We start from the raw sequence: 25,535 nt of genomic DNA, 5'->3' as shown, positions 1-25,535 counted from the left end.
TAGGCGCCGCCGGGAGGGCTCAGACGTCGCCGCGGCCCAGCGCGTCGAGGGCATACTGCAGGTCCTGCGGATAGCTGGAGGTGAACTCCACCCATTCCCCCGTTGCGGGATGGGTGAAACCAAGCTTCCGTGCATGCAGCCACTGGCGGGTCAATCCCAGTTCCGCAGCCAGGCGCGGGTCGGCCCCGTAGGTCAGGTCTCCGGCGCACGGGTGGCGCAGGGCAGAGAAGTGCACGCGGATCTGGTGGGTCCGGCCGGTCTCCAGGTGGACTTCCACCAGCGACGCGCGGCCGAAAGCTTCCAGGACCTTGTAGTGCGTCACGGAGTCGCGGCCTTCATCGACGACGGCGAAGCGCCAGTCGTGCCCCGGGTGCCGACCGATCGGGGCATCGATGGTGCCCTCCAGCGGATCCGGCAGGCCCTGGACAAGTGCGTGGTATTCCTTCTCCACGGTACGGTCGCGGAACGCCTGCTTCAGGAGCGTGTAGGCGTGTTCGGTCTTGGCGACCACCATAACGCCGGAAGTGCCGACGTCGAGGCGGTGGACAATGCCCTGCCGCTCCCCCGCGCCGGACGTCGAGATCCGGTAGCCGGCGGCCGCCAGGGCGCCTACCACGGTGGGGCCAACCCATCCCGGAGAGGGATGGGCCGCCACGCCAACCGGCTTGTCGATCACAACGAAGTGTTCGTCGTCGCCAAGGATTTTGAGGTCCTCCACGGGCTCGACGACGACGGCCAGCGGGTCCGGCTGCTCCGGCACGTCAGCGGCAACACTGTCACCGGCATGCAGCCGGTCTGACTTGGCGAGCGGGCGCCCGCTCCGGGTGAGCCAGCCTTCGCCACACCAGCCGGCGGCGGTGGAACGGGAGACATCAAGCAGTTCGGCCAGCGCGGCGTCGGCCCGGACTCCCTGGTGCTCCTCGCCGATGGTGAAGCGGGCGTGGATTTCAGGCATCGGTGCTGTCCTTGCCTGCCGTTGCGCGGGTGCCGTCCATGTTGATTCCGCGAAGCGTCAGCAGGCAGACCAGGATCACGCCTGAGACAACACAGGAGTCGGCAATGTTGAAGATGGCGAAATTGGGAAAGGCGATGAAATCCACCACGTGGCCCTGGCCGAAGGAGGGTTCCCGAAAAAGCCGGTCGGTGAGGTTGCCCACGGCGCCGCCGAGGACGAGGCCCAGTGCCACGGACCAGGCGGCGGAACGCAGCCGGAACATCAGGTAGATCAGGAACCCGGAGACCACAACCATGATGATCGTGAAGATCCAGGTGTAGTCGGTGCCGATCGAGAACGCGGCTCCGGGGTTCCGGATGAAGTGCCAGCGCAGCAGCGGCGGCAGGACGTCCGTCACCTGCCCCTCGGTCATCGTTGCTACGACCCAGATTTTGGTGAGCTGGTCGAAAACCCAGGCGGCGAGTGCGACGACAGCCATGACCAGTGCATAGCGGGTCATGGCGGCTTTGGGGCGCGCCGGCGGCTGTGGCGGCGGGGCTGGAGCCGGAGTTGAGTCAGTCATGGTGCTTTCGGGAGTCGGACAGCGGGAAGTACAGGTGCCGGAGGCAGGTCAGGCACAGGTGGTGCAACAGCATGGGCCGGCAGCCGGGAGATCCCGGCCGCCGGCCCATGTCTCTGTCACCAGTCTAATCCTGATTCATATCCGTCCAGGCGGAGAAACGACTAGCTGCACACGCGTTACGCGTCTGCGGTCTCCGAGGCTACCGAGCCGCGGGAGTCGAGGTCGCGCAGCTGGCCTTCGATGTATGCCTTGAGGCGTGAGCGGTAATCGCGCTCGAAGCCGCGCAGCTGCTCCACCTTCCGCTCCAGCAGCGCCTTCTGCTGCTCGAGGGAGCTGAGGATCTTGCGGCTCTTCTCCTGTGCTTCGGTGACGAGTCCGCTGGCTTCGATCTGAGCCTCTGCAATGATCTTGTCGCGCTGCTCAACGCCGGCGCTCACGTAATCGTCGTGCATCTTCTGGGCCATTGCCAGGATGCCTGCTGCGGACTCGGCCGTGTTGGCGGAGGCAGCGGGCTCAGCAGCGCGGGGCGCTTCAGCCTTGGGCTCTTCCACCTTCGGTGCCGGAGCCGTTTCGGGCTTCTTCTCTTCCTTGACAGGCTGGGATACCTGCTCGGTCTTTGCAGCCGCAGAAACCGGGGCGGGAACCTGGTTGCCAGCAGGAGCATCAGCCACTGCCTCGGCGAGCTGCCGGCGCAGGTCCTCGTTCTCGGCATTCAGCCGGCGGAGTTCCACGACGATTTCGTCGAGGAAGTCATCCACCTCGTCCTGGTCGTAGCCTTCACGGAACTTGGTCGGCTGGAACCGCTTATTGACTACATCTTCTGGCGTCAGGGCCATCTGGTCACCTCATACTGGTTATCAGGCCGGCCTGCCCTGGGGCAGTGAGCCTAGTTACAGAATCTCGAACATAAAATCAGGGATCATTTCAATATAATTTTCACATTATATCTTTTGCGAACCGATATCGAACCAACCCCGTCTCTGCCTAGCGAACGGCTGCGGCCCACACGATCTGCATGGCGATGCTCACCACGATGAACAGCACCAGGAACGCCAGGTCCAGGGAGATCCCTCCCAGCCGCAGCGGCGGGATGATCCGCCGCAGCGCCCGGATGGGCGGGTCCGTGGCCCCGTAAACTGCGGTAGCCAGGACCAGGGCAGGACCCTTGGGCCGCCACTGACGGGCAAACATCTGCACGGCGTCATAAACGATGCGCAGGATCAGGGCGAGCTGAAAGAGCATCAGCACCAGGTACAGCAGGGCAAAAATAATACTCACGCGTGTTGTCGTTTCCGCCGTAGGAGAACGGCTGCCCGCTCCGCCCACGAGGGGCGGCGGCTAGCTCTGGTTGAAGAAAGTGGACTGGGACTCGCTGACCTTCTTGTCGTCTCCCAGCACCTCGACGTAAGACGGCGAGAGCAGGAAGACCTTGTTGGTCACCCGTTCGATGGTACCGCGCAATCCGAACACAAGTCCCGCGGAGAAGTCCACGAGGCGCTTGGCGTCCGATTCTCCCATGTCGGTGACGTTCATGATGACCGGAATCCCGTCGCGGAAACTCTCGCCAATGATCTTGGCGTCGTTGTAGGAACGGGGATGGACGGTGGTGATTTGCCGCAAGCCTGCCACGTCTTCCTTTGCCGATGAGGGGGCACGCTTGATCGGAGTTACCGGAGCACGGTATTCCTCCACCGCAGTCTTGCGCTCGGGCTGGGAGGTCACGGCCAGCTCGCGGTCGTTCCGCTCGCTTTCCGGTGCCCGTTCCTCATCCCTGGCGGGAGCCTCGCGGACAGGCTTCTGCTCGTCCTCGTACAGCTCATCGCCATCGGCGAGCCCAAGGTAGATCATCGTCCTGCGCATTGCGCCAGCCATGGTTGCTCCTTCAGTCCTTCAGCGTCCCGCGTTATCCAGTGGTACCCAGTGTTTTTGCAGTGTTACCCCTGCCGTCTTTGACGCTACCCCACAGCAGGGCGGGGACCGAGAACATCCGAGCCAATCCGCAGGTGTGTCGCGCCGTGCGCTACTGCAGCTTCCAGGTCCTGGCTCATGCCTGCCGAGATGCCGGCAGCCCCCGGATAGCGGGAGGTGAGTTCAGCGGAGAGTTCCTGCAGGCGGGCAAACGCCGCAGCCGGATCCTCACCAAGCGGCGCGACCGCCATGAGCCCGGCAAGAGACAGAGAGGGATCGGCCGCCACCGCAGCGGCCAGTTCAAGCATGTCCGCTGGGCGGGCCCCGCCGCGTCCGGGATCAAGGTCCTCTCCGCTGCGGAGATCGAGCTGGAGGTAGCAGTCCAGCGGCGCCCTCGAGGGCTGGCCGGCTTCAGTCCGGCGCCGGTTCTCGGCGGCCATTGCCTTGCCCAGTGCCGCCACCAGGCCGGGCCGGTCCACTGAGTGCACAGCGGAGGCATACCGGACCACGGACTTGGCCTTGTTGGTCTGCAGTTGTCCAATGAAGTGCCAGCGCAAGCCGTTCCCGGCCAGTTCGGCTGCCTTGGCTTCGGCTTCCTGTGCCTTGTTCTCGCCCACGTCCCGGACTCCAAGCGCTGCCAGCGCGGCGACGTCGGAAGCAGGAAAATACTTGGTGACGACGATGAGTGCCGGCTCGCTGCGGCCACTGGCTGATGCGGCCGCTGAGATGCGGTGCCGAACCCGGTCCAGGCGGTGCTTTAGGTCTGCTGCACGGTCAGTGCTGGTGCTCATGACTTCCTCGGTGGTGCTGTGTTTCATTCGCGCGGGACCAGGTTAGCGGGACTGCCAGATGAGTCCGGCGAACCTGCCGGTAGGGGCGTCCCGGCGGTGGGAGAAGAGCTGCGGTTCTTCCATGGTGCACCCGGGGACCATTTCCACGGACACGCCAAGTGAAAGCAGCTGGCGGCGGGCTGCCCCGGGCAGGTCCAGCGCCGGCGTGCCCCAGCTGGTCTTTGAGGTAGCGCCGGGGAGATGGTCCGCCTGCGCGAGCATTTCTTCGGGGACTTCATAGCATTTCCCGCACACCGCCGGGCCTATCCATGCGTGGATTTCAGCGGCGCCGGCATCGCGGAGGGCCGCTGCCGTGTTGGCCAGGATTCCATCCAGCAGGCCGCGCCGGCCGGCGTGTGCGGCTGCGGTTACGGCGCCGTCCGCACTCGTCCCGGCAAGGATCACCGGCAGGCAGTCGGCGACCATGACGGCCAGCGGGGCGGAACCGTCCGCGCTTACCAGGGCATCTGCCACGGGCACTTCCCCTGCCTCCGGCAGGCCGTGAACCAGGGCAACGTCCGCGGAATGGACCTGTTCCATAAACCGCAGGGAGCCCGCCTGCACGCCCATCCGCTCCTCAAGGACGGACCGTCGCAGGCGGACTTCAGCGGGATCATCCCCAACATGCAGCGCGAGGTTGCCCGCCGATGTGTCAGTGAAAGCTACGCGGAGCCCCGCAGGACCCTGCCCTTCCCACCAAAACATACGATCGAACAACCCCGCGCCGGTGCTGGTCTTACTTGAGGAAATCGGGAACGTCGAGGTCGTCCTGGCGTCCCGCGCTGAGGTCAGGCTCAACCACGGCGGGCAGGTCGACGTCGAACCCGGCATCAGCCGGGACGGTCTGCGGACGCTGGGCCCAGGCCGAATTTCCCGCGCCGGCGGCAGCAGCAGCTGCGGCCGGTGAGGACTGCGGAGCTTCCGCGGGCTTGGCCGAGGCAGGCTGCGAGGTGACGTCCACCTGGTCGAAGCCGGCCGCGATCACGGTAACGCGGGCTTCATCCCCCAGGGCGTCGTCAATGACGGCACCGAAGATGATGTTGGCCTCCGGGTGGGCGACTTCCTGCACCAGGCGTGCCGCTTCGTTGATCTCGAACAGGCCGAGGTCCGAGCCGCCCTGGATGGAGAGCAGGACGCCGTGTGCGCCGTCGATGGAAGCTTCCAGCAGCGGGGAGGCAATGGCGAGTTCGGCTGCCTTCACCGCGCGGTCCTCGCCGCGGGCGGAACCGATGCCCATCAGCGCCGAACCTGCACCCTGCATTACGGACTTCACGTCAGCGAAGTCGAGGTTGATCAGACCCGGAGTGGTGATCAGGTCGGTGATGCCCTGGACGCCGGAGAGCAGCACCTGGTCAGCTGAACGGAAGGCGTCCAGCATTGAGACGTTGCGGTCGCTGATGGAGAGCAGGCGGTCGTTCGGGATGACGATCAGGGTGTCGACTTCGTCCCGCAGCGTATCGATGCCGGACTCGGCCTGGTTGGACCGGCGCCGACCTTCGAACGTGAAGGGACGCGTTACCACGCCGATGGTCAGGGCGCCGAGGGAACGGGCGATCCGGGCCACGACGGGCGCGCCGCCGGTGCCGGTGCCGCCGCCTTCGCCGGCGGTCACGAAGACCATGTCTGCTCCGCGCAGCACCTCTTCGATTTCCTCGGCGTGGTCCTCTGCGGCCTTGCGGCCAACCTCGGGATCGGCTCCGGCACCCAGTCCGCGGGTCAGTTCACGTCCGACGTCGAGCTTCACGTCGGCGTCACTCATCAGCAGCGCCTGGGCATCTGTATTGATCGCAATGAACTCGACTCCGCGGAGTCCGACGTCGATCATTCGGTTTACGGCATTCACGCCGCCGCCGCCGATGCCGACGACCTTGATGACGGCCAAGTAATTCTGCGGTGCTGCCACGTCCTGTGTCCCTTGTTCGAATCTGTGCAACTGATCAATGTGGCCGGGTCTGCCCCGGCCGAAACCTTCAACCGAACAACCTTAACCCTCGACTTGAGGGTTATAGTTATGTCAAGTAATGCTCTACTCCCGACGCTATGGGGCGCCGGATGCTTCCGCAATTACCGCTCCGCGCGTGTCGGTGAGAAACTTCGCGGGTCTTTCGCGGCTGGATGCTCACCGGGTCACCGGCCGGTTCGGCGTGCTCACGTCGAAAACCGAAACCGGCGGATCTGCCGGAGGCATCAGAAGCAGGGCCTCAAGTGCCCGCGCTTTCGCCGCGTTCGCTTCCGCGCTCCCCCAGAATACCGTCTGCCCGCCGGTGAGCTGGAGCTCCACTGAGTCCACCGTCTGCGCCGATGCATGGTCAAGCATCCCCAGCACGTTGGGCGGCAGGGCTGCCAGCACAGCGGTAACCGTCGGGAAGACCGAGCTGTTGACGGCATCCGTGCCGCCGTCTATCAGCGGCAGCGCCGCCTGGCCTCTCTCCCCCACTGCTTTGAGCTGGCGGCCCTCCTCGTCAATGAGCAGGAACTCGCTGCCGTTCTGCAGCACTGCCACCGGCACACGCTCGGTGACCGTAACCACCAGGTCCGACGGCGGCACTGCCGTGACCTCCACCGACTGCACCTCCGGGCGGTCTTCCAGCAGTGCGCCGGCATCCGAGTCCGCAATGAGGGCCAGGGGTGTGCCCAGCAGCGGCGCCAGTGCGGCTTCGGCTTCCTGTGTAGTCAGAAGGGTGTTGCCTTCGACCCTCAGGTTCTTCAGTGCCAGTGCCGGGGAGAAAAACACGACAAAGAACAAGACCGCCAGCAGTACGGCAGCGGCTGCCGCGCCCGCCACGGCATAGCGCCTGCGCCGGCGGACCGGCGGTTCCGGAAAGGCCAGGACACTGGCATCCGGATTTTCGCTGCCACCGGCGGATTCCGCGCCGGGGTTCTGTCCCGGAACCTCGGGACCGGCCCCCTCGAAGGCATCCCGCGTCGCCGAAATGACGTTGTCCGGATGCGCCGAGGCACCCGGGCGGATTTCATGGATCTGGGCTTCCTGGGCTTCCTGGGCTTCCTGGGCACCAAGCACTTCAACCTTGGCTGAGTTGGCTGCGCTCCGTACAGGCTGCGCCCGTTCCCCGTGCATGCCCGGGCCGGAGAGCCGGGGACCAGTGGCTGCCGCCGGCGGGCGGCGGGGCTTCCTACCCGGCATCCGCACTGCTCCCGCCCGGCGCAGGACCACCGAGTGCCGCTACCAGTGCGGAACCGTACTGGGTGACATCTCCTGCACCGACAGTCAGCACGATGTCCCCCGAAGATGCCCGCGCGGCAATCTCCCGGACAGCGGTGCCGGCATCTGCAGCCACGGCCGAGGGTGTCCTCAGGCGAGTGGTAATCAGCTCCGAAGTGACACCGGGGATAGGGTCCTCACGGGCGGGATAGATGGGAAGTACGGTCACCGAATCCGCCAGGTCCAGGGCCTGGGCGAACTCGGCCGCGAAGTTGCGGGTGCGGCTGAAAAGATGCGGCTGGAAGAGCACATGGACGGCATGCCTGCCGGCGACGGCACGCGCGGCCTGCATTGCCGCGGCCACCTCGGTGGGATGGTGGGCATAGTCGTCGAAGACACGCACGCCGCGGGCTTCGCCCTTGGGCTCGAAGCGGCGGGCGGCCCCGGAGAAGGTCCCCAGGCCGAGTGCGGCTGCCTCCGGGTCGACTCCCAGTGCAAGGGCGACGGTGAAGGCGGCTGCGGCGTTGAGCACGTTGTGCCGGCCGGGTACCTGCAGTGCCAGGCGCTGCTGACGGTCCCGGTAGTCGTGCCGGAAGTGCAGCGTGCTGGTGCTCTGGCGCCCGTCGGTTTCAGTCCCGGAGATGCGGACATCCGCATCCTCCGAATACCCGTAGGTGCGAACCAGGAACCCGCCGGTCCGCGCCAGCAGGTCACGCACGCCGGGATCATCGGCGCAGGCAACCAGGACACCGTTCCCAGGCAGCAGTTCAACAAAACGGTCAAAGGACGCGAATACGGCTTCAGCCGTGCCGTAGTGGTCCAGGTGGTCGGCCTCGACGTTCGTGATGACGGAGATCCGGGGCGAGTAGTTCAGGAATGAGCCGTCCGATTCGTCGGCTTCGGCAACAAACACCTGCCCCGTACCGGCGGCCGCGTTAACGCCCAGCGCGGCGACGTCACCGCCGATGGCGAAGGAGGGATCCCTCCCGGCTTCGCGGAGCAGGACGGTGATCATCGCCGTCGTTGTGGTCTTGCCGTGGGTCCCGGCAACGGCAACGACTTCCCGGCCTTCCATGGCCGCAGCCAACGCCTCGGAACGGTGGATCACGCGCAGGCCGGCTGCCTGGGCCGCGGCGAGCTCGGGGTTGTCGGCACGGATAGCGGTTGAAATGACCACTGTGCGTGCACCGCCGATATTGGCTGCGTCGTGACCCACGTACACCTGGGCTCCGAGCGCTTCGAGGGCGCGCAGGCCGGCCGAGTCGCGGGCATCGGATCCGGACACCTCAATGCCGCGGCCGAGCATGACGCGGGCGACGGCGGACATGCCGGCACCCCCGAGGCCAATGAAGTGGACCCGGCCCAGGTCTTCCAGCAACAGGGCGCTCATGCGTCTTTCCGTTCCGCTGCCTCAACGATGAGCTCAGCCATTCGGGCGTCCGCGTCGCGGATGCCGCGTGCGGCGGAGGCTTCCGCCATGGTCTTTAGGGCCTGTGGATCCTTCAGGAGCGGAATAATGTTCGCGCTGATCCAGTCAGCAGTGAACTGCGAGTCCCGCACCAGCAGGGCGCCGCCGGCGTCGACCAGACCGGCCGCGTTCAGCGCCTGTTCGCCGTTGCCGTGGGGCAGCGGAACCAGCACTGCGGGAAGCCCGACGGCGGAGATCTCACTGACCGTCCCGGCCCCCGAACGGGCCAGCAGCAGGTCCGCTGCCGCGTAGGCCAGTTCCATGCCGTCAACATATTCAACCTGCCTGTACAGCGGGGCGGTGAGGGCTTTGCCCTCGGCATCCGCAGCCGCTTTCCCGCGGCCGGTGACGTGCAGGGTCTGGATGCCTGCAGAGGCCAGTGCGGGCAGGGCGGCCGTGACCGCGGCGTTGATGCTCGCGGCACCGGAGGAGCCTCCGGTCACCACCAGGGTGGGCAGGTCCTGTTCCAGGCCCAGGGCGGCTCGGGCATCGTACCGGGCGGCCTCTCGGTCCAGCCCGGAGATTTCCGTGCGCATGGGCATCCCAACCCAGCGTGCGCCGGGCAGCTTGGTCTCCTCGAACGCTACGCCCACCACGGCCGCGCTCTTGGCGCCCACCCGGTTGGCAAGCCCGGGACGGGCATTGGCCTCGTGCACAACAACGGGGATCCGTCGCTTGCGGGCAGCCAGGTACACGGGGGTGGAGACATAGCCGCCAACTCCCACAACGACGTCGGCAGCGGCTGCATCGAGCACGTCCCCCGCCTGCCGCACGGCACGCGCCAGGCGTGCCGGGAGCCGGGCCAGATCGCCGCTGGGCTTCCGCGGCATCGGTACGCGGTCGATCACGGCAAGCTCGTAGCCTGCCGCCGGCACCAGGCGGGTTTCCATGCCGGCTGAAGTGCCCACTACTTTGATGCGGGCATCCGGCCGCATCCGCCTTACGGCGTTTGCTATGGCCAGCAGCGGGCTGATGTGCCCAGCTGTGCCGCCGCCGGCGAGTACTACGGAAAGTGGGGACTGCGTCATGGAGCTGCGGGTTCCCTTTCAGGGATAGTGCGTGCAAAGGACAGTAGGACGCCGACTGCGGCCAGCGTGAACGTCAGCGACGAGCCGCCGTAGGAAATGAACGGGAGCGGGACGCCGATCACGGGCAGCAGCCCGGTAACCATGGCAATGTTCACCGCGGCCTGGCCAGTGATCCAGACCAGGATGCAGCCGCAGACAATCCGGATGAACGGCTGGGTGTGGCGCATCGTTACCCGTACCGTGGCCACTGCAAGGATACCGAAGAGAACCAGCACCACCAGCGTGCCCAGCAGTCCGAACTCCTCACCGATGATGGCGAAGATGAAGTCGTTATGGGCTTCGGGGATCCAATTCCATTTCTGCCGGCTCTGGCCGATGCCCACGCCGAACCAGCCGCCCGAGGCCAGCGCGTACATGCCGGCATTGGCCTGGTCGCACAGCCCTGCCGAGCAGTCCAGCTGGAGCCAGGCACTGATCCGGCTGGTCCGGTTTCCGCTGCCGATGGAGAAGACGGCGGCAGCTGCAGCAGCGGCGAGGCTCATGAGGCCCAGCAGCTTCAGCCTTGCGCCGGCGAAGAACAGCGCTGCGAGCATGATCAGGCCCATGATGATGACGGTGCCGAGGTCATGGCCCAGGAGCACCAGGCCAATGAGGATCCCGCCGCCGGGGACGACCGGTACAACAGCGTGCTTCCACTGCGTGATCAGCGGGCCCTTCCGCGAGAGCACGGCGGCGAACCAGACGGCCATGGCAAGCTTTGCCGCCTCCGAGGGCTGGCCGGTCACCGGCCCGAACGCGAGCCAGTTCTTGTTGCCGTTGACCTCCACGCCGATGAACAGCACCAGGACCAGCAGCACGATTGCAGCCCCAAGGGCCGGCCAAGCGATAACCCGGTAGAAGCGCGGACCGAACCGGGAGAGCCCAAGCATGAGCACGACGCCGATGGCAGCAAACATCATCTGCTTGACGAACAGGTCGAAGGTGGTCGCCGCCCCTGCCGCCGATCCGGCGGCCGCTGCGATCGCCTCAACTGAGGAAGCCGAGAGAACCATCATCAGACCGATAGCCGTCAGCGCCAATGTGGTGCCAAGGATCATGTAATAGCTGGACCCGGTGGCCTTCGCGTCGCTGCCTTCGAGCAGCACCATGAACGAGGTAAACCGTTCTTTCAGGCGCAGGCCGCCCTTTTTCGGCGTCGGCGCCGCTGCGGGACCGGGGGAAGCGGTGGTGACGGGCTTTGCTGCTGCCGGGCCCGGCCGCGTGCCTGCCGGGCGCCTGCGCGCCGTCGGCTTGCGGCCCTTGCCCGTGGACGTGGTCACCATCTACGGCTCCTTGGTGGTCTGCTCCTGCCCTTCCACGTATCCGCGGACAGCTTCAATGAAGGCCTCGCCCCGGTGGGCGTAGGAGCGGAACTGGTCCATGGACGCCGAGGCCGGCGCCATGAGGACTGTGTCCCCTCCCTGTGCCACACCGGCCGCTGCAGCCACGGCCTGGACCATGACGGCTTCACCGGTGGGCGTTCCTTCCCCTCCAGTGTCCGCCTGCGAGGCTTCAATTACCGGCACATCGGAAGCGTGTCGGGCCAATGCGGAGCGCAGCTGCGATGAATCGGTGCCGATGAGCACCACGGCACGCAGGCGGTGGGCGTGGGAGGCCACCAGCTCGTCGTAGGTGACACCCTTGGACAGCCCGCCGGCAATCCAGACGACGCGCCCAAAGGCGGCCAGCGAGGCAGCTGCGGCGTGCGGGTTGGTGGCCTTTGAATCGTTGACCCAGAGGATGTCGTTCAGCTTCGCCACCGGCTCGATCCGGTGCCCGCCCGGGGCGTAGTTGCGCAGGCCGTCGCGCACGGCAACCGGCTCCACTCCGAATGCCCGAACCAGCGCAGCGGCGGCAAGGGCGTCAGCGGCCAGGTGGCGGGGAGCGCTGTCCCCCAGGTCATCCAGGGAAGCCAGTTCCGCGGCAGAGTTCCGGCGTTCCTCGATGAACGCCCGGTCCACCAGGAGCCCTTCCACGATTCCCACCATGCTGACCGCAGGGGTGCCCGTGGTGAAGCCAACCGCGCGGCAGCCTTCCACCACGTCGGCTTCTACGACCATGTGTTCGGTCTCGGCCTGCTCGGCGTTGTAGATGCAGGCAACCTGGGTGTTTTCGTACACCCTGGCCTTGTCCGCCCGGTAGGCGTCGTAGCTGCCGTGCCAGTCCACGTGGTCTTCGGCGATGTTCAGGCAGACGCTGGCCAGCGGCGACATCGAATAGGTCCAGTGCAGCTGGAAGCTGGAGAGCTCGACGGCGATTGCGTCCCAGCCCTGCGGGTCGCGGATGGCGTCCAGGATCGGCGTGCCGACGTTGCCCGCGGCGATGGCCCGGAGTCCGGCCGCCCGCAGCATGGACTCGGTCATGCCCACCGTAGTGGTCTTGCCGTTGGTTCCGGTAATGGCCAGCCAGGGCGCCGTGGGCCGTCCCTCGCGGATGCGCACCCGCCAGGCCAGCTCAACGTCGCCCCAGATGGGAATGCCGGCATCCGCTGCGGCTGCGAGGACAGGATGCGAGGGCCGGAAGCCCGGTGAGGTGACCACCAGCTCAGCCGGTTCCCCGTCCACCGTCGAAAGCCCGGACATCGCTTCGGCCCCCAGCCGGACGTCTGCTGCGCCGACGATCTTCAAGGTGTCTGCCTTGCCGCGGTTTTCCTCGGAGTCAACGCCGTCCACTACGACGACGCGGGCGCCCAGCTCGATCAGGGTATCCGCCGCCGAGAAGCCCGATAGACCGATTCCCGCTACCAGGACCCGCAGGCCCTTCCAGTCGGAGTCCCACGTCGTCAGGTCGTCCAGGCGGGGATTTGATGCGTTTGATACAGGGGGGATGCTCACTGTCCGGCCACCCAATCAGCGTAGAAGAGTCCCAGGGCAAGGGCGACGCAAAGCCCGCCGATGATCCAGAAACGGACCACCACCGTGACTTCTGCCCAGCCCTTGAGTTCGAAGTGATGCTGCAGCGGCGCCATCTTGAACACGCGTTTGCCGCCGCTGAGCTTGAAGTAGCCCACCTGGATGATTACCGATGCGGAGATGATCACGAACAGTCCGGCCAGGATAACCAGCAGCAGTTCGGTGCGGGAGAGGATCGCGAAGGCTGCGATGGCACCGCCAATGGCCAGCGACCCGGTGTCTCCCATGAAGATCTTTGCCGGGGAGGTGTTCCACCAGAGGAACCCAACCAGGGCTCCGGCCATGGCACCGGCAAGCAGTGCCAGGTCCATGGGGTCACGGACTTCGTAGCAGACCCCGGTTTCCCCCGGGTTGCCCAGGCAGGACTGGTTGGACTGCCAGATGCCGATCAGGAAATACGCACCGAACACCAGGATCGAGGCGCCGGCGGCCAGGCCGTCAAGCCCGTCGGCCAGGTTCACGCCGTTGGTCGCGGCGGTAATGATCACGCTGGACCAGAGGATGAACAGGATCGCGCCGATGATGGTTCCGGCGAACGCAAGGTCAATGGCGGTGTCGCGTACAAAGGAGACGTTGGTCGACGCCGGGGTCAGGCCGGCGTTGTTCGGGAACTGCAGGGCAAGGACGGCAAAGACTATGCCCACGATCGCCTGCAGGGTGATCTTCGCCTTGGCATTCAGGCCCAGGGAGCGCTGCCGGGAGATCTTGGTGTAGTCGTCAATGAAGCCCACAAGACCCATGCCGACCATCAGGAACAGCACCAGCAGCCCGGACGCGGAGGGCCCGAAGGTGGTGGGATTGATCGCGTAGGAGATCAGGTGGGTAATGAAGTAGGAGGCAACCACGGACGCCACGATGACGGCGCCGCCCATGGTGGGCGTTCCGCGCTTGGTGTGGTGCGACGTCGGGCCGTCGTCCCGGACAAACTGTCCGTAGCCCTTTTTCACCAGGAACCGGATGAACAGCGGCGTGAACGCGAGGGCCAGGACCAGGCCGAGGGAACAGCCGATCAGAAGGGAAATCACAGTGCCTCACCCCGGTTGGAGTCGTCCTGGGTGCTGCCTGCTGCGGAAAGGGTATTCAAGGCGATCCGATCACCAAGGAACCGCAGTCCGGCCCCGTTGGAAGATTTGAACAGGACAATATCGCCGGGTTCAAGTGAGGATTCAAGAATGGCCTCGGCTTCTTCGGGAGTCTGGACGAACGTCGACTCGTCTCCCCATGAACCCTCCATGACGGCCCCGGTGTGCAGGGCGCGGGCCCCGGTTCCCACCACGATGAGCTTGGAGATGTTCAGGCGGACCACATAGCGGCCAATGGCGTCGTGCTCGGTTACTGATTCATCACCCAGCTCAAGCATTTCGCCCAGCACGGCCCAGGTGCGCCGTCCCCTGCCAAGTTCCGCGAGGGTCCGCAGCGCAGCACGCATGGATTCCGGGTTGGCGTTGTAGGCGTCATTGATGACTGTGATGCCGTCCGCGCGGTCGGTCCGCTCCATCCTCCAGCGGCTGGCTGCCTTTTGACCGGAGAGTCCCGCAGCGATCTCTGCCGGCGCAATACCGGCGGCCAGGGCGGCGCCGGCGGCGGCCAGCAGGTTCGCCGTGTGGTGCGCGCCGATCAGGCCCGATTCAACCCGGTGGCGTTCGCCGTTCGGGAACTCGAGGGTGAAGACCGGCCGTCCCTGCTCATCGGTGGCTGCATCAACGGCACGCAGCGTGGCGTGGTTGCCCGGCAGTTCGTCGGAAGAGGACGTGAAGGACAGGACGCCGGCTGTGGTGCGCTTGTCCATGGCGGCGACGCGGATGTCGTCACCGTTCAGGACGGCCGTACCTTCCGGGGACAGCGCCTCAACCATTTCGCCCTTGGCGCGGGCGATGTTCTCCACGCCGCCGAACTCTCCGGAGTGGGCGGTGCCGACGCAGAGGACGACGCCGATGTCCGGGCGCACCATATCCGCCAGGTAGGTGATGTGCCCGACGCCGGTGGCTCCCATCTCGACAACGAGGTAGCGCGTGCCGTGCCCGGCATTGAAGATGGTCAGCGGAACTCCGACCTCCCCGTTGTACGAACCGACCGGAGCCACGGTGTTCCCGTGTGCGCCGAGCAGGCCTGCGAGCAGGTCCTTGGTGGTGGTCTTGCCGGCCGAGCCGGTGATGCCGATAACGGTCAGCGGGCCTTCGGCGCGCAGCCTCCGGACAATCTCGGCGGCGATCTGCCCCATGGCAGCCACGGCGTCCGGAACAACGATGCCGGGGAACACTGTTCCGTCCGCACCGGTTACCGGGCGCTCCGTCAGGGCCAGCGCCGCGCCGGCCTCAAAGGCCCGGGCCACGAACAGGTGGCCGTCGGAAAACTCGCCCGGCTTGGCAATAAACAGAGCCGACGGACCCGCTTCGCGGGAGTCGGTGGTGGCTGACGTCACTGGAATGGACGGGTCTGCTGCTGCTGCCCCTACCAGCTCGCCGCCCGTAATTGCCGCAATTTCGGCTGCATTAAGTTCAATCATGACGATCTAGGACTCTACCCCGTCGTAAGTAAGCACTGTGAATCCGGCCTTGGCCAGCGCAGCGCGAAGTTCAACCCGGTCATCGAGGGCATGGTTGACTCCCTTGACCTCCTGCCAGACCTCGTGTCCGCGCCCGGCCACCAGGACCGTGTCCCCGGGCTCGGCCAGTTCCACTGCGCGGTAGATCGCGGCTGCGCGGGGCGCCACTTCAAGGACCAGCGGACCGTCCGCACCCTCGGCTGCGACGCTGCGGGCACCGCGGAGCACGTCAGCCCGGATGGCGGCGTCGTCCTCGTCGTGCGGATCGTCGTCAGTGACAATCACGACGTCGGCCAGGCGCGCCGCGATCTCCCCCATCAGGGGCCGCTTCGTCGCATCACGCTCCCCCGTGGCGCCGAAGACTACGATTACCCGTCCCTCGGGCCGGCGAACCGACTCGAGCGTGCGCTGCAGGGCATCCGGGTTGTGGGCAAAGTCCACGATTGCGGCCGGGGCCTCGCAGACCAGCTGCATCCGCCCGGGAACCTCAACGGTAAACGGGTCGTGGTCATCCAGTGCGTCCTGTACCAGCGCAGGGTCAACACCAGATTCCAGGACCATGGCAAGTGCCAGGGCTGCGTTCGAGACGTTGAAGGCACCCGGCAGCCCGGTCCGCACCCGAAGGGGCGGGCCCTGCGGCGGGTGGAGTTCGAAGCTGTGGCCGAGCCCTTCCCTGCGGACAGAGCGGACCTGCCAGTCGGCCTCGGAAGCTTCGCCTGAGGTAGACAGCGTGACACCGCGGGAACCGGCCACTTCAGCCATCCGGTGCCCCCACTCATCATCCACGCTCACAACGGCACGCCGGCTGCGGTCCGGGCGGAACAGGTCTGCCTTGGCGGCGAAGTACTCCTGCATGGATCCGTGCAGGTCCAGGTGGTCCTGTGTGAGGTTGGTGAAGCCGGCGACGTCGAAGACAACCCCGTCCACCCGCCGGTAGGAAATGGCGTGGGAGGAGACCTCCATGGCGGCTGCGTCCAGGGCACGCTCGCGCATCAGCGCCAGCAGGCCGTGCACCTGGGGGGACTCCGGAGTGGTGAGGACGCTGGGAATCGCTTCCGCTCCGGCGAGGATCTCGATCGTTCCGATCAGTCCCGTCGTGCGGCCCAGGGCACGCAGCAGCGAGGTGATGAAGTAGGTGGTGGTGGTTTTCCCGTTGGTTCCCGTCACGCCGAAGAGCAGCGGGGCGGTACCGTCCTGCGGCTGGCTGTTGAACACGGCGGCAGAGAGCGGCCCCACCAGCCGGCGGATGTCCTCGGCCAGGAAGACCGGCAGGCCGGTGGCCGGGAGCTGTGCCAAACCCGCTGCATCGGTCAGGACGGCTGCTGCTCCGGCGGCCGCGGCGTCGGCCGCAAACCCGGCCCCGTGGTGCCGTGCTCCGGGCAATGCCAGGTAGAGGTCTCCGGGCAGGACCTGCCCGGAGTTGATGCTGACCCCGGTAACCTCAACAGCCCAGGCGCCTGCACCGGTTCCGGGTGCCGCCGTGATGTCCGGGGAACCCTTGGGAAGCGCTGCCGCGGCATCGGCCAGGCTGACCGGCTGCACCCGCTCGGGGCGCATGCTGCTTTGGGCACGCTGATGGTTGCTATGTGGCACTGCACTGCTCCAGCTTTAGTACTCGATGGGGTACGTAACCGGCTCCCCTTCGGAGGGGGCTACGTTGTTGGTGGTCAGGACCTGTTCCATGACCTTCTGGAAGGTCTTTCCGGGTTCTATGTAGTAGAGGTCTCCCTTGGGCCGCTGCAGGGTCACCACAGCGACGTACTTGGGATCGTCCATGGGCGCAATACCAGCATAGGAGACGGTGTACCCGTCGTACCCGCCGTTCGGGCTGGGCGCCTCCGCGGTGCCCGTCTTGGATCCAACCCGATATTTTTCGAGTGCTCCCGAGGCGCCGGATCCCTCAACCGTGGTGGTCTCCAGCATGTGCTGCACCTCCAGGGCAGTCTTCTCGGAAACAACCCGGGTGCCCGGTTTCTGCTCTGTCGCGTGCTCCGTGCCGTCGGCATCGATCCGGGCGTCCACCAGCCTCGGCGGCAGGCGCACGCCGTCGTTGGCGATTGTCTGGTAAACCATGGCGGTGTGAAGCGCTGTCTGGGTCAGGCCCTGGCCAAAGAGCACGGTGTACTGCTGGCGGGTATCCCAGCTTTCCGGCGGGGCCAGCAGGCCGGACGTCTCGCCGTTGAGGCCGGTTCCCAGCTCGGTCCCGATGCCGAATTTCCGCAGCCAGTCGTAGCGCTGCTGCGGGCTCAGCTGCTGGCCCACCATGACGGTTCCCGTGTTCATTGATTTGGCCAGCACGCCGGACGCCGTCATACGGACCGTGCCGTGGTCGAAGGCGTCCTTGAAGGTCTGTCCGTCAATCGAATAGGTGTTCTCGATCTGGAACTGGGAGGTGGGAGTGATGATCCCCTCTTCGATGGCCGCCGCCATGGTGATGACCTTGGTCGTGGACCCCGGTTCGAAGGAGTCCGTCACCGAGCGGGCCTTGCGCGAATCCGCCTCAGTGGCCCCCGGGTTGTTCGGGTCCACCGTGGTGGATTCCGCCATGGCAAGGACGTTGCCCGTCTCCACCTCGACGACTACGACGTTGCCCCAGTCCGCGTTGTATTCCTTCACCTGGTCCGCAATGGTCTGCTGGGCAAACCACTGCAGGTCCTGGTCGATGGTCAGCCGGATTGAGTCCCCGTCCTGGACGGGAACATCTTCGTTGGTGGCATACGGAATACGGATGCCGTCTCCGCCAATCTCATACGTCTTACTCCCGGCCTCACCGGCCAGGATCGAATCCTGGGTCAGTTCCAGCCCTTCCTGGGCGCCTTCCGTTCCGAGGAAGCCGACAATTGATCCGGCAACGGGACCGGAGGGGTAGGTGCGGAGCGTGGTGCGGTCCGCATAGACGCCGGGAAACTTGACCGCGAGGACCTTGTCCCGGATTTCCGGCGTAACGGTCTTTGCCACGAAGTTGAATCCCTTTTCGCCCAGGACCGACCTCCGCAGCGTCTGTGTGTCCTGGCCCAGCACCGCGGAAAGCTCCTGCAGCGCGGCGTCGAACGTCACGGTTTCAAGGTCGCCCTCGGCATTGCGCCGCTGGTATTCCTCTTCGTCATAGGCCGCCGAAAGCCGCTGGTCAACGACGATGTCGAAGCGTTCCACGCTGCGCGCCAGGTAATTGCCCTCGTTGTCCAGGATGCCGCCGCGAAGGGCCGGAACATTGACGGTCACCAGCCTGTTTGCCACGGCAGCGTCCGCCATCCCCTCCGGATCAACGGCCTGCACCTGGAACAGCCGGACGCCCAGGAGGGTGAGGAGCACCAGGACAATAAGCAGCCCGGCCCGTAGCCTGCCGGTCACGAGGGTTACCCTGTGGTTCTCCTGTGCCGGAGCCTGTCCTGCTTTTGCCACAACGTGTCCTCGCCGGTGCTGGTTGGTTTTACTGGCCGCTTCTCTGGCTGGGAGCCGGAATCGTGCCGCCGTTCAAATCTGCTTCCGCCGGAACGGGAGCAGGCACGGGAGCCGGTTCCGGTTCCGCAGCGGCAGAGGCACTGTCCTGCTGTTCCGCGGCCCGTGCGTTTTCGGCCGGTTCCGGGGCAGCAGGCTGTGCCGGGGTTACCGGCCGTGTCAGGACCTGGGGCAGTTCAATAAGAGTTCCGGGACCTGCACCTTCCTTGGCTGGCTCAGGATTGCCCGTGACGGCCAGGGTCTGCAGATCGATGGTACCGAAGGTGGGCGAAACAACCATGCCCAGTTCAGCCGCCGCGCCGGCAAGGACCTGGGGAGCCTGGTTGTGCTCCACCTGCTGGGTGAGTGCCTCGTTCTGCTGGATCAGCGCAGTGCGCTGGTTCTGCAGCTGGACCAGCTGGTACTGGCCGCTGGAAACGGAGATGTTCAGTCCCAGGACTGCGGTCAGGCCGGCGGCAAGCACGGCGAAGCACAGCGCCGCGGCGGGGACGCGGCGCTTTCTCGCTGCTGCCGGAACCAGGGCAAGCGGTGTGCGGCGGCGCGGAGCGGGCTGCTCCGGAGCCTCGTGCGGCAGGGCGCGTGCCAGGTTGCCCTGGACGGACTGCGCCGCCCGCACCGGCACCTGCGGCCGGCGCCGTGGTGATCGTTCAGTCATCGACGTGCCCCATCCATGGTTGCGCGAATCCGTTCGACTGCCCGCAGTTTGGCAGATGCCGCACGCGGGTTTTCTGCTATTTCCTGCTCGGTGGGAACTTCCGTGCCCTTAGTCAGGCGCTTGAGCTGCGCCTTGTGCTCTTCCAGCTCAACCGGGAAGCCCTTGGGTGCCGAGGACCTGGAACCGGCAGCGAAGATGTCCTTCACGATCCGGTCCTCCAGGCTGTGGTAGGACATGACGACGATCCGGCCGCCCACGCCAAGCACGGACAGTGCGGACGGAATGGCCCGCTCAAGCACATCGAGTTCCTCGTTGACCTCGATGCGCAGTGCCTGGAAGGTGCGCTTTGCCGGGTGTCCGCCGGTGCGGGCCGCTGCGGCCGGCACCACCGCACGGATGGCTTCGACCAGTTCACCGGTAGTGGTGAAGGGCTTGCGTGCGCGGGTGGAGACGATTGAAGATGCGATCCGGCCGGCGAACTTCTCTTCGCCCCAGCGGCGGATGATGGAAACCAGCTCGGCCTCGTCGTAGCTGTTGACGATTTCCGCCGCGGTGCGGCCCCGGCTGGTGTCCATGCGCATGTCCAGCGGCGCGTCGTAGGAGTAGGCAAAACCGCGGTCCCGCTCATCGAGCTGCATGGAGGACACACCCAGGTCGAACAGCGCACCGTCGATGGAATCGAAACCGAGGTCTTGAACCACGTCTGCGATTTCGTCGTACACGGCGTGCACCAGGTCGGTGCGGTTCTCGAAGGCTGCGAGCCGCTCCCCCGCCAGTGCGAGGGCCTGCGTGTCACGGTCGATTCCTATGACGTGCAGCTTCGGAAAACGCTCAAGCATGGCCTCGGTGTGCCCGCCCATGCCAAGCGTGGCGTCTACGACGACGGCGGTCCGTCCGGCTGCCTCTGCTGCCTCAATGGCGGGCGCGAGCAGGTTGATGCAGCGGTCCCGCAGTACGGGTACGTGCCGGTCCTCAGTTGGACGGTCTTCGTTCATCGGTCTCTCCCTCCGCTGCTTATCCGGCACAGCGGGTTCTTGGACCAGATCCCCATCCGCGCCTCACGGTCCGCCTGGCTCCGGGGAAGGTGAGCCAGGTGAATTCCGCGGGGCGGCTGGAGATCTCGTTCAAGATCCCGCCGTTGCCGGCTTCGAATTCTCTGGATGCTGCTGTACTGCGTGCTTTGCAACGGCTAGAAGACGCCGGGAATCGTGTCTTCGTCGGTTTCCGAAAACGCGTTTTCCTTTTCTTCCAGGTATTCCTGCCATGCCGTGGCATCCCAGATCTCGGCCCGGGTGCCCGCGCCGATAACGGCGAGTTCACGTCCGAGCCCGGCATACGAGCGCAGTGCCGGCGGAATGGTGACGCGGCCCTGCTTATCGGGGACTTCGTCAGAGGCTCCGGACAGAAACACACGAATGTAGTCACGGGCCTGGCGTGAAGACAGGGGTGCCTGCCTCATCTGCTCGTGGACCTTTTCGAATTCCTTCTGGCTGAAGACGTAGATGCAGCGTTCCTGGCCCCGTGTCAGCACCAGCCCGTCGGCCAGTTCGTCACGGAACTTTGCGGGAAGAATGAGCCTGCCCTTCTCATCAAGGCGCGGTGAGTGCGTTCCGAGGAACATCGCCCACCACCTGTCAGATACGGGAGTTACACCCCTCCTACGCTGCCCTACCCTCTTACGCCCCCCACTTTACTCCACTTCCCTCCACAGTCAACGCAATTCGATAACGTTTTTCGGCGCGTCGCACCCCTGCTTCCCAGTAAGGACGCGGCAAGGAGGCCGGTGGTGTGCAGTGGAGGGAAAACCGGCCCCCCAAGGGGGTGTTTGGCGGTTAAAAAGGAGAAGACCCGCCGTAGCGGGTCTTTCCGGCCTCCCGCGGCGGTGCCGGGGAGGGAAGTGGAGGCGGGCGGCGCTAGGGCTGGTCCCGCTTGCGCTCGTCCCACTTGCTCTCGAGGTTGGACATAAATCCGCGCGGTGCAGCTGCACGCTCCTTGCGTCCGGCGGGGATCCGCGCCTCAGCCTGCTTGCCCTTGGTGGTCGCGTAGTACATCCCGGCACCCATGACCATAAAGCCAAGGATTCCCACCAGGATGTTCAGCGGACTGTCCAGGGTTATCCCCAAGATGAGGACAGCTATACCGGCAACTGCCACGAGCGCGCCCAGCACGATCCTCCGCGTGGACATGCCTCGGCCCGCCGACGTCGCCATTGAATTGGCGAACTTCGGATCCTCAGCGTGTAATTGCTGCTCCAGCTGATCAAGCAAGCGCTGCTCGTGTTCTGAGAGTGCCATTACTGTCTCCTCGCGGTCCAAATGTGCCCTGTAAATCAAGCAACGAACCCGGCGTGGTGGTTGTTCCCGCGGAGGTGTCGACGCTGATCTGCACTTAGTCACAAGGATAGTTTGCAAACGGGTCCGGGGAAAGCCGCCGCCGGACGCTGCATGATCCTCTCAGGTAAACCTCAGCCTTGCCCGCTCTGGGGCTTGTTCCGGTCCCGTCCAAGCAGGCGGGCCGGCATGATGCCCGACTCCCCGAACCTGCGGTTAATCCGGTCCAGCGCGTCCTCCGCCGAGCGCCAGTTGTCGTCCCTGCCGTCCAGGGTCAGCTGCTGGGCGGCACCGTCAGCTGTTTCCAGCTTCTCGGCCCGCAGCCCGATCAGGCGCACACTCATGGGCCGCCTTCCCAAGCCGGCCAGCAGGCCGCGCACCGCTTCATACAGCAGCTGTGCGCTGTCAACCGGCTCAGTGAGCGTGCGGGAGCGGGTCAGCGTTGAAAAATCGGCGTACCGGAGCTTCAGTGACACGGAACGGCTTTGCAGGCCTGCCGCCCGCAGCCGTGCGGCCGTCCGGTGTGCCAGCCTGAGCAGCTCCGTTTCAAGGACCTCGTCCTCATCCACGTCCCGCGCGAACGTCTCTTCCGCACCGATGCTTTTCTCGACGCGCACCGGCGTGACAGCGCGCGGATCGCGCCCCCAGGAGAGATCGTAGACGTGCCTGCCCGTGGCGCCGAGGAGGCGCTGGAGGACGGTGGGGGGCGTATGAGCCACATCGAAGACTGTGTTGATGCCAACCCGGGCAAGCGCTTCGCGGGTTTTTGCGCCCACGCCCCAGAGAGCGGAAACGTCCAGCGCATGCAGGAAAGGGATGGTTTCGTCCTTTGGGACCAGCAGCAGCCCGTTGGGCTTGGACCGGGTCGAGGCAATTTTCGCGACGAACTTGGTGGACGCGATGCCCACGCTTGCCGTGATCCCGAGTTCCTGCGACACCCGGCTGCGCACCAGTTCCCCGATCTTCCGGGGCGGGCCGAGACGACGCATGGAACCGGCAATGTCCAGGAAGGCTTCGTCTACGCTCAGGGGTTCCACCAGCGGCGTTATCGACTCGAAGATTGCCATGAGCCGGGCAGAAACCTCCCGGTACACACCCTGGTGCGGTTCCAGGATCTCCGCCTGCGGACAGAGCCTGCGGGCGGCGGCCATGGGCATGGCAGAGCGCACCCCGAAACGGCGGGCCTCGTAGGATGCCGAGAGGACAACCGACCTGCCGCCCAGGCCCCCCACGATGACCGGGGCGCCCACCAGCTCCGGGCGGCGGAGCAGCTCGACGGCGACGAAGAAGGCATCCATGTCCACGTGCATGATGGTGCAGTCCCGGTTTTCGGCCGGTGCCCGCGTTTCTGTTCCCACGTCCTCATACTAAGCAGCCAGCAGACCCTCGCACGCTCGCCTAGACTGGGTTGCAGGCCCTGACCCTTCGTCGATGCGGATCCCCATGAAGAAAATCCTCGCCATTGCCTGCAGCGCGGCCATCCTGGCCGCAGTTGCCGGCTGCAGTTCCGAAACCAGCTCCCCCGACGCCACCGCTTCCCCCGCCACCTCTGCGGCATCCGCTTCGCCCTCTGCAACCCAGGCCAGACCGACGCCGTCTCCCTCGCCTTCGTCGGCAATTGCCGCAGGGTTCCCGGAAGCACTCATCCCCGTCTTCGCGGGATCCGAACCCACCGCCTCCAGCTACGAGTCCGACGGCGGACTGGTTACGGCATCCATGACCGCCTCCTCCCCCGCCACGCCCGAGGAGATCCTCGCTTTCTACACGGCCCACTTCGAGGGTCTTGGGTTCATGGCCCTCGAAGGCGACGCAGTGGACTCCACCCCAGCCAAGGACTTCGCCCGCACAACGGGCCCGGATACGGAAACGGTGAATGTTTCGGTCGTCACCCGTGACGGAACCTCCATCTACACAGTGGGTGCGAACGTGCTTCCCGCTACCGCCGAGACCGCAGGATAGGACGCTTCGTGAGCCAGGCACCCGCCGCATCGGAAGCAAACATGGAACCCGGACAGGCGCCCGGGGACGTGGTGCAGGAACAGGCTGCATACCGCCAGTCCCTTTCCGCCGATCTGGAGCATTTCCTCGGCGTCCAGCGCGAGGTCCTGGAAGACGTTTCCGCTGAGTCAGTTCCGCTGCTTGGCGCCGTCCATTCACTGGCCCGGGGCGGCAAGCGGCTGCGTGCCCTGCTGAACTACTGGGGCTGGCGCGGCGCCGGCGGGGACGTGCTGGGGGCTCCGGCCATCCGGGCTGGGGTTGCCCTGGAGCTGTTCCAGAGCGCCGCCCTGATCCACGACGACATCATTGACCGTTCCGACACCCGCCGCGGGGCGCCCAGCGTACACCGGCATTTCAGCAACCGGCATGCCGAGGCCGAATGGTTCCTGGACGGACAGCACTTCGGTTCCTCCGCCGCAATCCTTGCCGGCGACCTCTGCCTGGCACTGAGTGAAGAGGCGTTCACCTCGGTGGGCGAACGAGCTGCCTATAACACCCGGGCGCGGGCGCTGTTCAACCGCATGCGCACTGAAGTGATGGCCGGACAGTACCTGGACATCCTTGAAGAAGTGGTTGGGCCGGGGCACGAACCCGAACACGCGGTTGTCCGGGCACGGAACATCCTGCGCTACAAGTCCGCCAAATACAGCATCGAGCATCCGCTGGCCATCGGAGGGGCGCTGGCAGGTGCCGGCGACGAGCTGCTGTCCGCGTACTCCGAGTTCTCACTGCCGCTGGGCGAAGCCTTCCAGCTCCGGGACGACGTGCTGGGAGTCTTCGGCGATCCGGAGCTAACGGGCAAGCCTGCCGGTGACGACCTGCGCGAGGGGAAGAGGACCGTGCTGATCGCCTATGCCCTCAGCACTGGCTCTGAATCAGTCCGGAAGGAAATCACGGCCAAGCTGGGCCGTCCGGACCTGGATGACGACGCCGTCGCCTCCCTGAGGGCTGCCATCGAGGAGAGCGGCGCACTGGCAACGACTGAGTCGCTTATCGCCGAGCACACCGAGCAGGCCTTCACCACCCTCGCCGCACTGGCAGTGGATGAGCAGACCCGCTCGGCGCTTGAGTCACTGGCACATGCGGCCGTGACCCGCACTGCCTAGGGGCAGTCTTACCAGGCCAGGGCCTGTGCCCGCCGGCGGATTTCCGTCTTGCGGCCTTCCTTCAGGGCGTCCACAGGGCGCCCGGGAAGGGTGTCGTCCGCGGTGAAGAGCCAGCGAAGCATCTCTTCGTCGGAGAAGCCCGCGTCCGTGAGGACCGAAATAGTCCCCTTCAGGCTGTCCAAAACCGCGCCGTCATTAATAAAAGCGGCAGGCACGCTGCGGATTTTGCGTTCTCCGAGCCGCACCGCCAGCAGTGCCCGTTCTTCCAGCAGGCTGTGCACCTTGCTGATTGTTACGTCTAGTTGTTCGGCCACATCGGGCAGGGTTAGCCAGTCGGAAACCAGTTCCTCGAGTTCATTCACGTTCCCAAGATTGCCATGACAGCGGCAATGCAGGCCAGTCGGGGCACCTTTCACCCTTCCGGCACAGGCCGATAACTTTTCCCGGCGGGTATCGCAATCCGGCAATTCTCGTGTAAATTCGCATTAGTCACAGTAATCACATCAGTAACACCCGTATCACTACTTATTTTTTGTCCCGCGGATTGCGGTAGAAGCCGTCCCGCCAACAGATGAGG

25 protein-coding genes are annotated in these 25,535 nt (G+C 65.7%); 2 read left to right on the top strand and 23 right to left on the bottom strand.

Annotation, left to right across the window (positions count from 1 at the left end; genetic code table 11):
• Positions 1-19: 19 nt before the first annotated feature.
• From ABFX29_RS10695 to dinB, 22 genes are all read right to left on the bottom strand, one after another.
• Complete coding sequence (locus ABFX29_RS10695; protein WP_152229165.1) at positions 20-955, bottom strand: RluA family pseudouridine synthase; 936 nt, start codon at positions 953-955, stop codon at positions 20-22.
• Entirely contained in the window at positions 948-1,517 is a 570-nt protein-coding gene (lspA, locus tag ABFX29_RS10690; protein WP_152229166.1) for a signal peptidase II, read from the bottom strand. Before lspA ends, ABFX29_RS10695 begins: the two co-directional genes overlap by 8 nt.
• Before the next feature lie 176 nt (positions 1,518-1,693).
• Positions 1,694-2,353 carry a DivIVA domain-containing protein gene (locus tag ABFX29_RS10685; RefSeq protein ID WP_152229167.1) on the bottom strand — a complete coding sequence of 220 codons (660 nt, stop codon included), beginning with the start codon at positions 2,351-2,353 and terminating at the stop codon, positions 1,694-1,696.
• A 148-nt stretch (positions 2,354-2,501) separates the two neighbouring features.
• Positions 2,502-2,795, bottom strand: a complete 294-nt coding sequence (locus tag ABFX29_RS10680) for a YggT family protein (RefSeq protein WP_152229168.1) — start codon at positions 2,793-2,795, stop codon at positions 2,502-2,504.
• A gap of 60 nt (positions 2,796-2,855) precedes the next feature.
• Positions 2,856-3,389, bottom strand: a complete 534-nt coding sequence (locus tag ABFX29_RS10675; protein WP_152229169.1) for a cell division protein SepF — start codon at positions 3,387-3,389, stop codon at positions 2,856-2,858.
• An 83-nt stretch (positions 3,390-3,472) separates the two neighbouring features.
• The gene (locus tag ABFX29_RS10670; RefSeq protein ID WP_152229243.1) at positions 3,473-4,216 is read right to left on the bottom strand and encodes a YggS family pyridoxal phosphate-dependent enzyme; all 744 of its coding nucleotides are present in this window, start codon (positions 4,214-4,216) and stop codon (positions 3,473-3,475) included.
• A 42-nt stretch (positions 4,217-4,258) separates the two neighbouring features.
• A complete protein-coding gene (locus tag ABFX29_RS10665) occupies positions 4,259-4,960 on the bottom strand; it encodes a purine nucleoside phosphorylase YfiH/LACC1 family protein (RefSeq protein ID WP_152229170.1) in 702 nt (233 codons plus the stop codon).
• 31 nt (positions 4,961-4,991) lie between these two features.
• Positions 4,992-6,158, bottom strand: a complete 1,167-nt coding sequence (ftsZ, locus tag ABFX29_RS10660) for a cell division protein FtsZ (protein ID WP_152229171.1) — start codon at positions 6,156-6,158, stop codon at positions 4,992-4,994.
• Between the two features lie 216 nt (positions 6,159-6,374).
• Positions 6,375-7,400: a cell division protein FtsQ/DivIB gene (locus ABFX29_RS10655; RefSeq protein ID WP_152229172.1), complete on the bottom strand. Its 1,026-nt coding sequence runs from the start codon at positions 7,398-7,400 to the stop codon at positions 6,375-6,377.
• Positions 7,390-8,808, bottom strand: coding sequence for a UDP-N-acetylmuramate--L-alanine ligase (murC, locus tag ABFX29_RS10650; protein WP_152229173.1), 1,419 nt, complete (start codon positions 8,806-8,808; stop codon positions 7,390-7,392). Before murC ends, ABFX29_RS10655 begins: the two co-directional genes overlap by 11 nt.
• Complete coding sequence (gene murG / locus ABFX29_RS10645; RefSeq protein ID WP_152229174.1) at positions 8,805-9,914, bottom strand: undecaprenyldiphospho-muramoylpentapeptide beta-N-acetylglucosaminyltransferase; 1,110 nt, start codon at positions 9,912-9,914, stop codon at positions 8,805-8,807. The genes murC and murG overlap by 4 nt, the downstream gene beginning before the upstream one ends.
• Positions 9,911-11,236, bottom strand: coding sequence for an FtsW/RodA/SpoVE family cell cycle protein (locus ABFX29_RS10640; protein WP_246167689.1), 1,326 nt, complete (start codon positions 11,234-11,236; stop codon positions 9,911-9,913). Before ABFX29_RS10640 ends, murG begins: the two co-directional genes overlap by 4 nt.
• Positions 11,237-12,787 carry a UDP-N-acetylmuramoyl-L-alanine--D-glutamate ligase gene (murD, locus tag ABFX29_RS10635; protein WP_246167692.1) on the bottom strand — a complete coding sequence of 517 codons (1,551 nt, stop codon included), beginning with the start codon at positions 12,785-12,787 and terminating at the stop codon, positions 11,237-11,239.
• On the bottom strand, positions 12,784-13,890 hold the full coding sequence (mraY, locus tag ABFX29_RS10630; RefSeq protein WP_152229176.1) for a phospho-N-acetylmuramoyl-pentapeptide-transferase: 1,107 nt from the start codon (positions 13,888-13,890) through the stop codon (positions 12,784-12,786). The genes murD and mraY overlap by 4 nt, the downstream gene beginning before the upstream one ends.
• The gene (locus tag ABFX29_RS10625; RefSeq protein ID WP_152229177.1) at positions 13,887-15,371 is read right to left on the bottom strand and encodes a UDP-N-acetylmuramoyl-tripeptide--D-alanyl-D-alanine ligase; all 1,485 of its coding nucleotides are present in this window, start codon (positions 15,369-15,371) and stop codon (positions 13,887-13,889) included. The genes mraY and ABFX29_RS10625 overlap by 4 nt, the downstream gene beginning before the upstream one ends.
• A 6-nt stretch (positions 15,372-15,377) precedes the next feature.
• Positions 15,378-16,967 carry a UDP-N-acetylmuramoyl-L-alanyl-D-glutamate--2,6-diaminopimelate ligase gene (locus ABFX29_RS10620; RefSeq protein ID WP_152229245.1) on the bottom strand — a complete coding sequence of 530 codons (1,590 nt, stop codon included), beginning with the start codon at positions 16,965-16,967 and terminating at the stop codon, positions 15,378-15,380.
• A 51-nt stretch (positions 16,968-17,018) separates the two neighbouring features.
• A complete protein-coding gene (locus tag ABFX29_RS10615) occupies positions 17,019-18,812 on the bottom strand; it encodes a peptidoglycan D,D-transpeptidase FtsI family protein (protein WP_246167694.1) in 1,794 nt (597 codons plus the stop codon).
• Positions 18,813-18,840: 28 nt separating this feature from the next.
• A complete protein-coding gene (gene ftsL / locus ABFX29_RS10610) occupies positions 18,841-19,524 on the bottom strand; it encodes a cell division protein FtsL (protein WP_152229178.1) in 684 nt (227 codons plus the stop codon).
• Positions 19,521-20,519, bottom strand: coding sequence for a 16S rRNA (cytosine(1402)-N(4))-methyltransferase RsmH (gene rsmH, locus ABFX29_RS10605; RefSeq protein ID WP_152229179.1), 999 nt, complete (start codon positions 20,517-20,519; stop codon positions 19,521-19,523). The genes ftsL and rsmH overlap by 4 nt, the downstream gene beginning before the upstream one ends.
• Before the next feature lie 194 nt (positions 20,520-20,713).
• On the bottom strand, positions 20,714-21,145 hold the full coding sequence (gene mraZ / locus ABFX29_RS10600) for a division/cell wall cluster transcriptional repressor MraZ (RefSeq protein ID WP_152229180.1): 432 nt from the start codon (positions 21,143-21,145) through the stop codon (positions 20,714-20,716).
• A 292-nt stretch (positions 21,146-21,437) separates the two neighbouring features.
• On the bottom strand, positions 21,438-21,818 hold the full coding sequence (locus ABFX29_RS10595; protein WP_152229181.1) for a DUF3040 domain-containing protein: 381 nt from the start codon (positions 21,816-21,818) through the stop codon (positions 21,438-21,440).
• Positions 21,819-21,988: 170 nt separating this feature from the next.
• Positions 21,989-23,212 (bottom strand): DNA polymerase IV, encoded by a 1,224-nt coding sequence (dinB, locus tag ABFX29_RS10590; RefSeq protein ID WP_275124672.1) that lies wholly within the window; start codon positions 23,210-23,212, stop codon positions 21,989-21,991.
• Positions 23,213-23,297: 85 nt separating this feature from the next.
• On the opposite strand from dinB, the gene ABFX29_RS10585 reads away from it, so the two are divergent.
• Together ABFX29_RS10585 and ABFX29_RS10580 are read left to right on the top strand one after the other, a co-directional pair.
• The gene (locus ABFX29_RS10585) at positions 23,298-23,813 is read left to right on the top strand and encodes a hypothetical protein (RefSeq protein ID WP_152229182.1); all 516 of its coding nucleotides are present in this window, start codon (positions 23,298-23,300) and stop codon (positions 23,811-23,813) included.
• A 41-nt stretch (positions 23,814-23,854) separates the two neighbouring features.
• Positions 23,855-24,958 (top strand): polyprenyl synthetase family protein, encoded by a 1,104-nt coding sequence (locus ABFX29_RS10580; RefSeq protein WP_152229248.1) that lies wholly within the window; start codon positions 23,855-23,857, stop codon positions 24,956-24,958.
• Positions 24,959-24,966: 8 nt separating this feature from the next.
• Here the strand turns inward: ABFX29_RS10580 and ABFX29_RS10575 are convergent, their stop codons facing one another.
• Positions 24,967-25,320 (bottom strand): Rv2175c family DNA-binding protein, encoded by a 354-nt coding sequence (locus tag ABFX29_RS10575; protein ID WP_152229183.1) that lies wholly within the window; start codon positions 25,318-25,320, stop codon positions 24,967-24,969.
• Between the last annotated feature and the right edge of the window lie 215 nt (positions 25,321-25,535).

The sequence above is a fragment of the Arthrobacter gandavensis genome (assembly GCF_039528575.1).
Lineage (GTDB): Bacteria > Actinomycetota > Actinomycetes > Actinomycetales > Micrococcaceae > Arthrobacter_B > Arthrobacter_B citreus_B.
The sequence above is the reverse complement of the archived record's forward strand: the minus strand, read 5'-3'. Positions and strand labels throughout refer to the sequence as shown.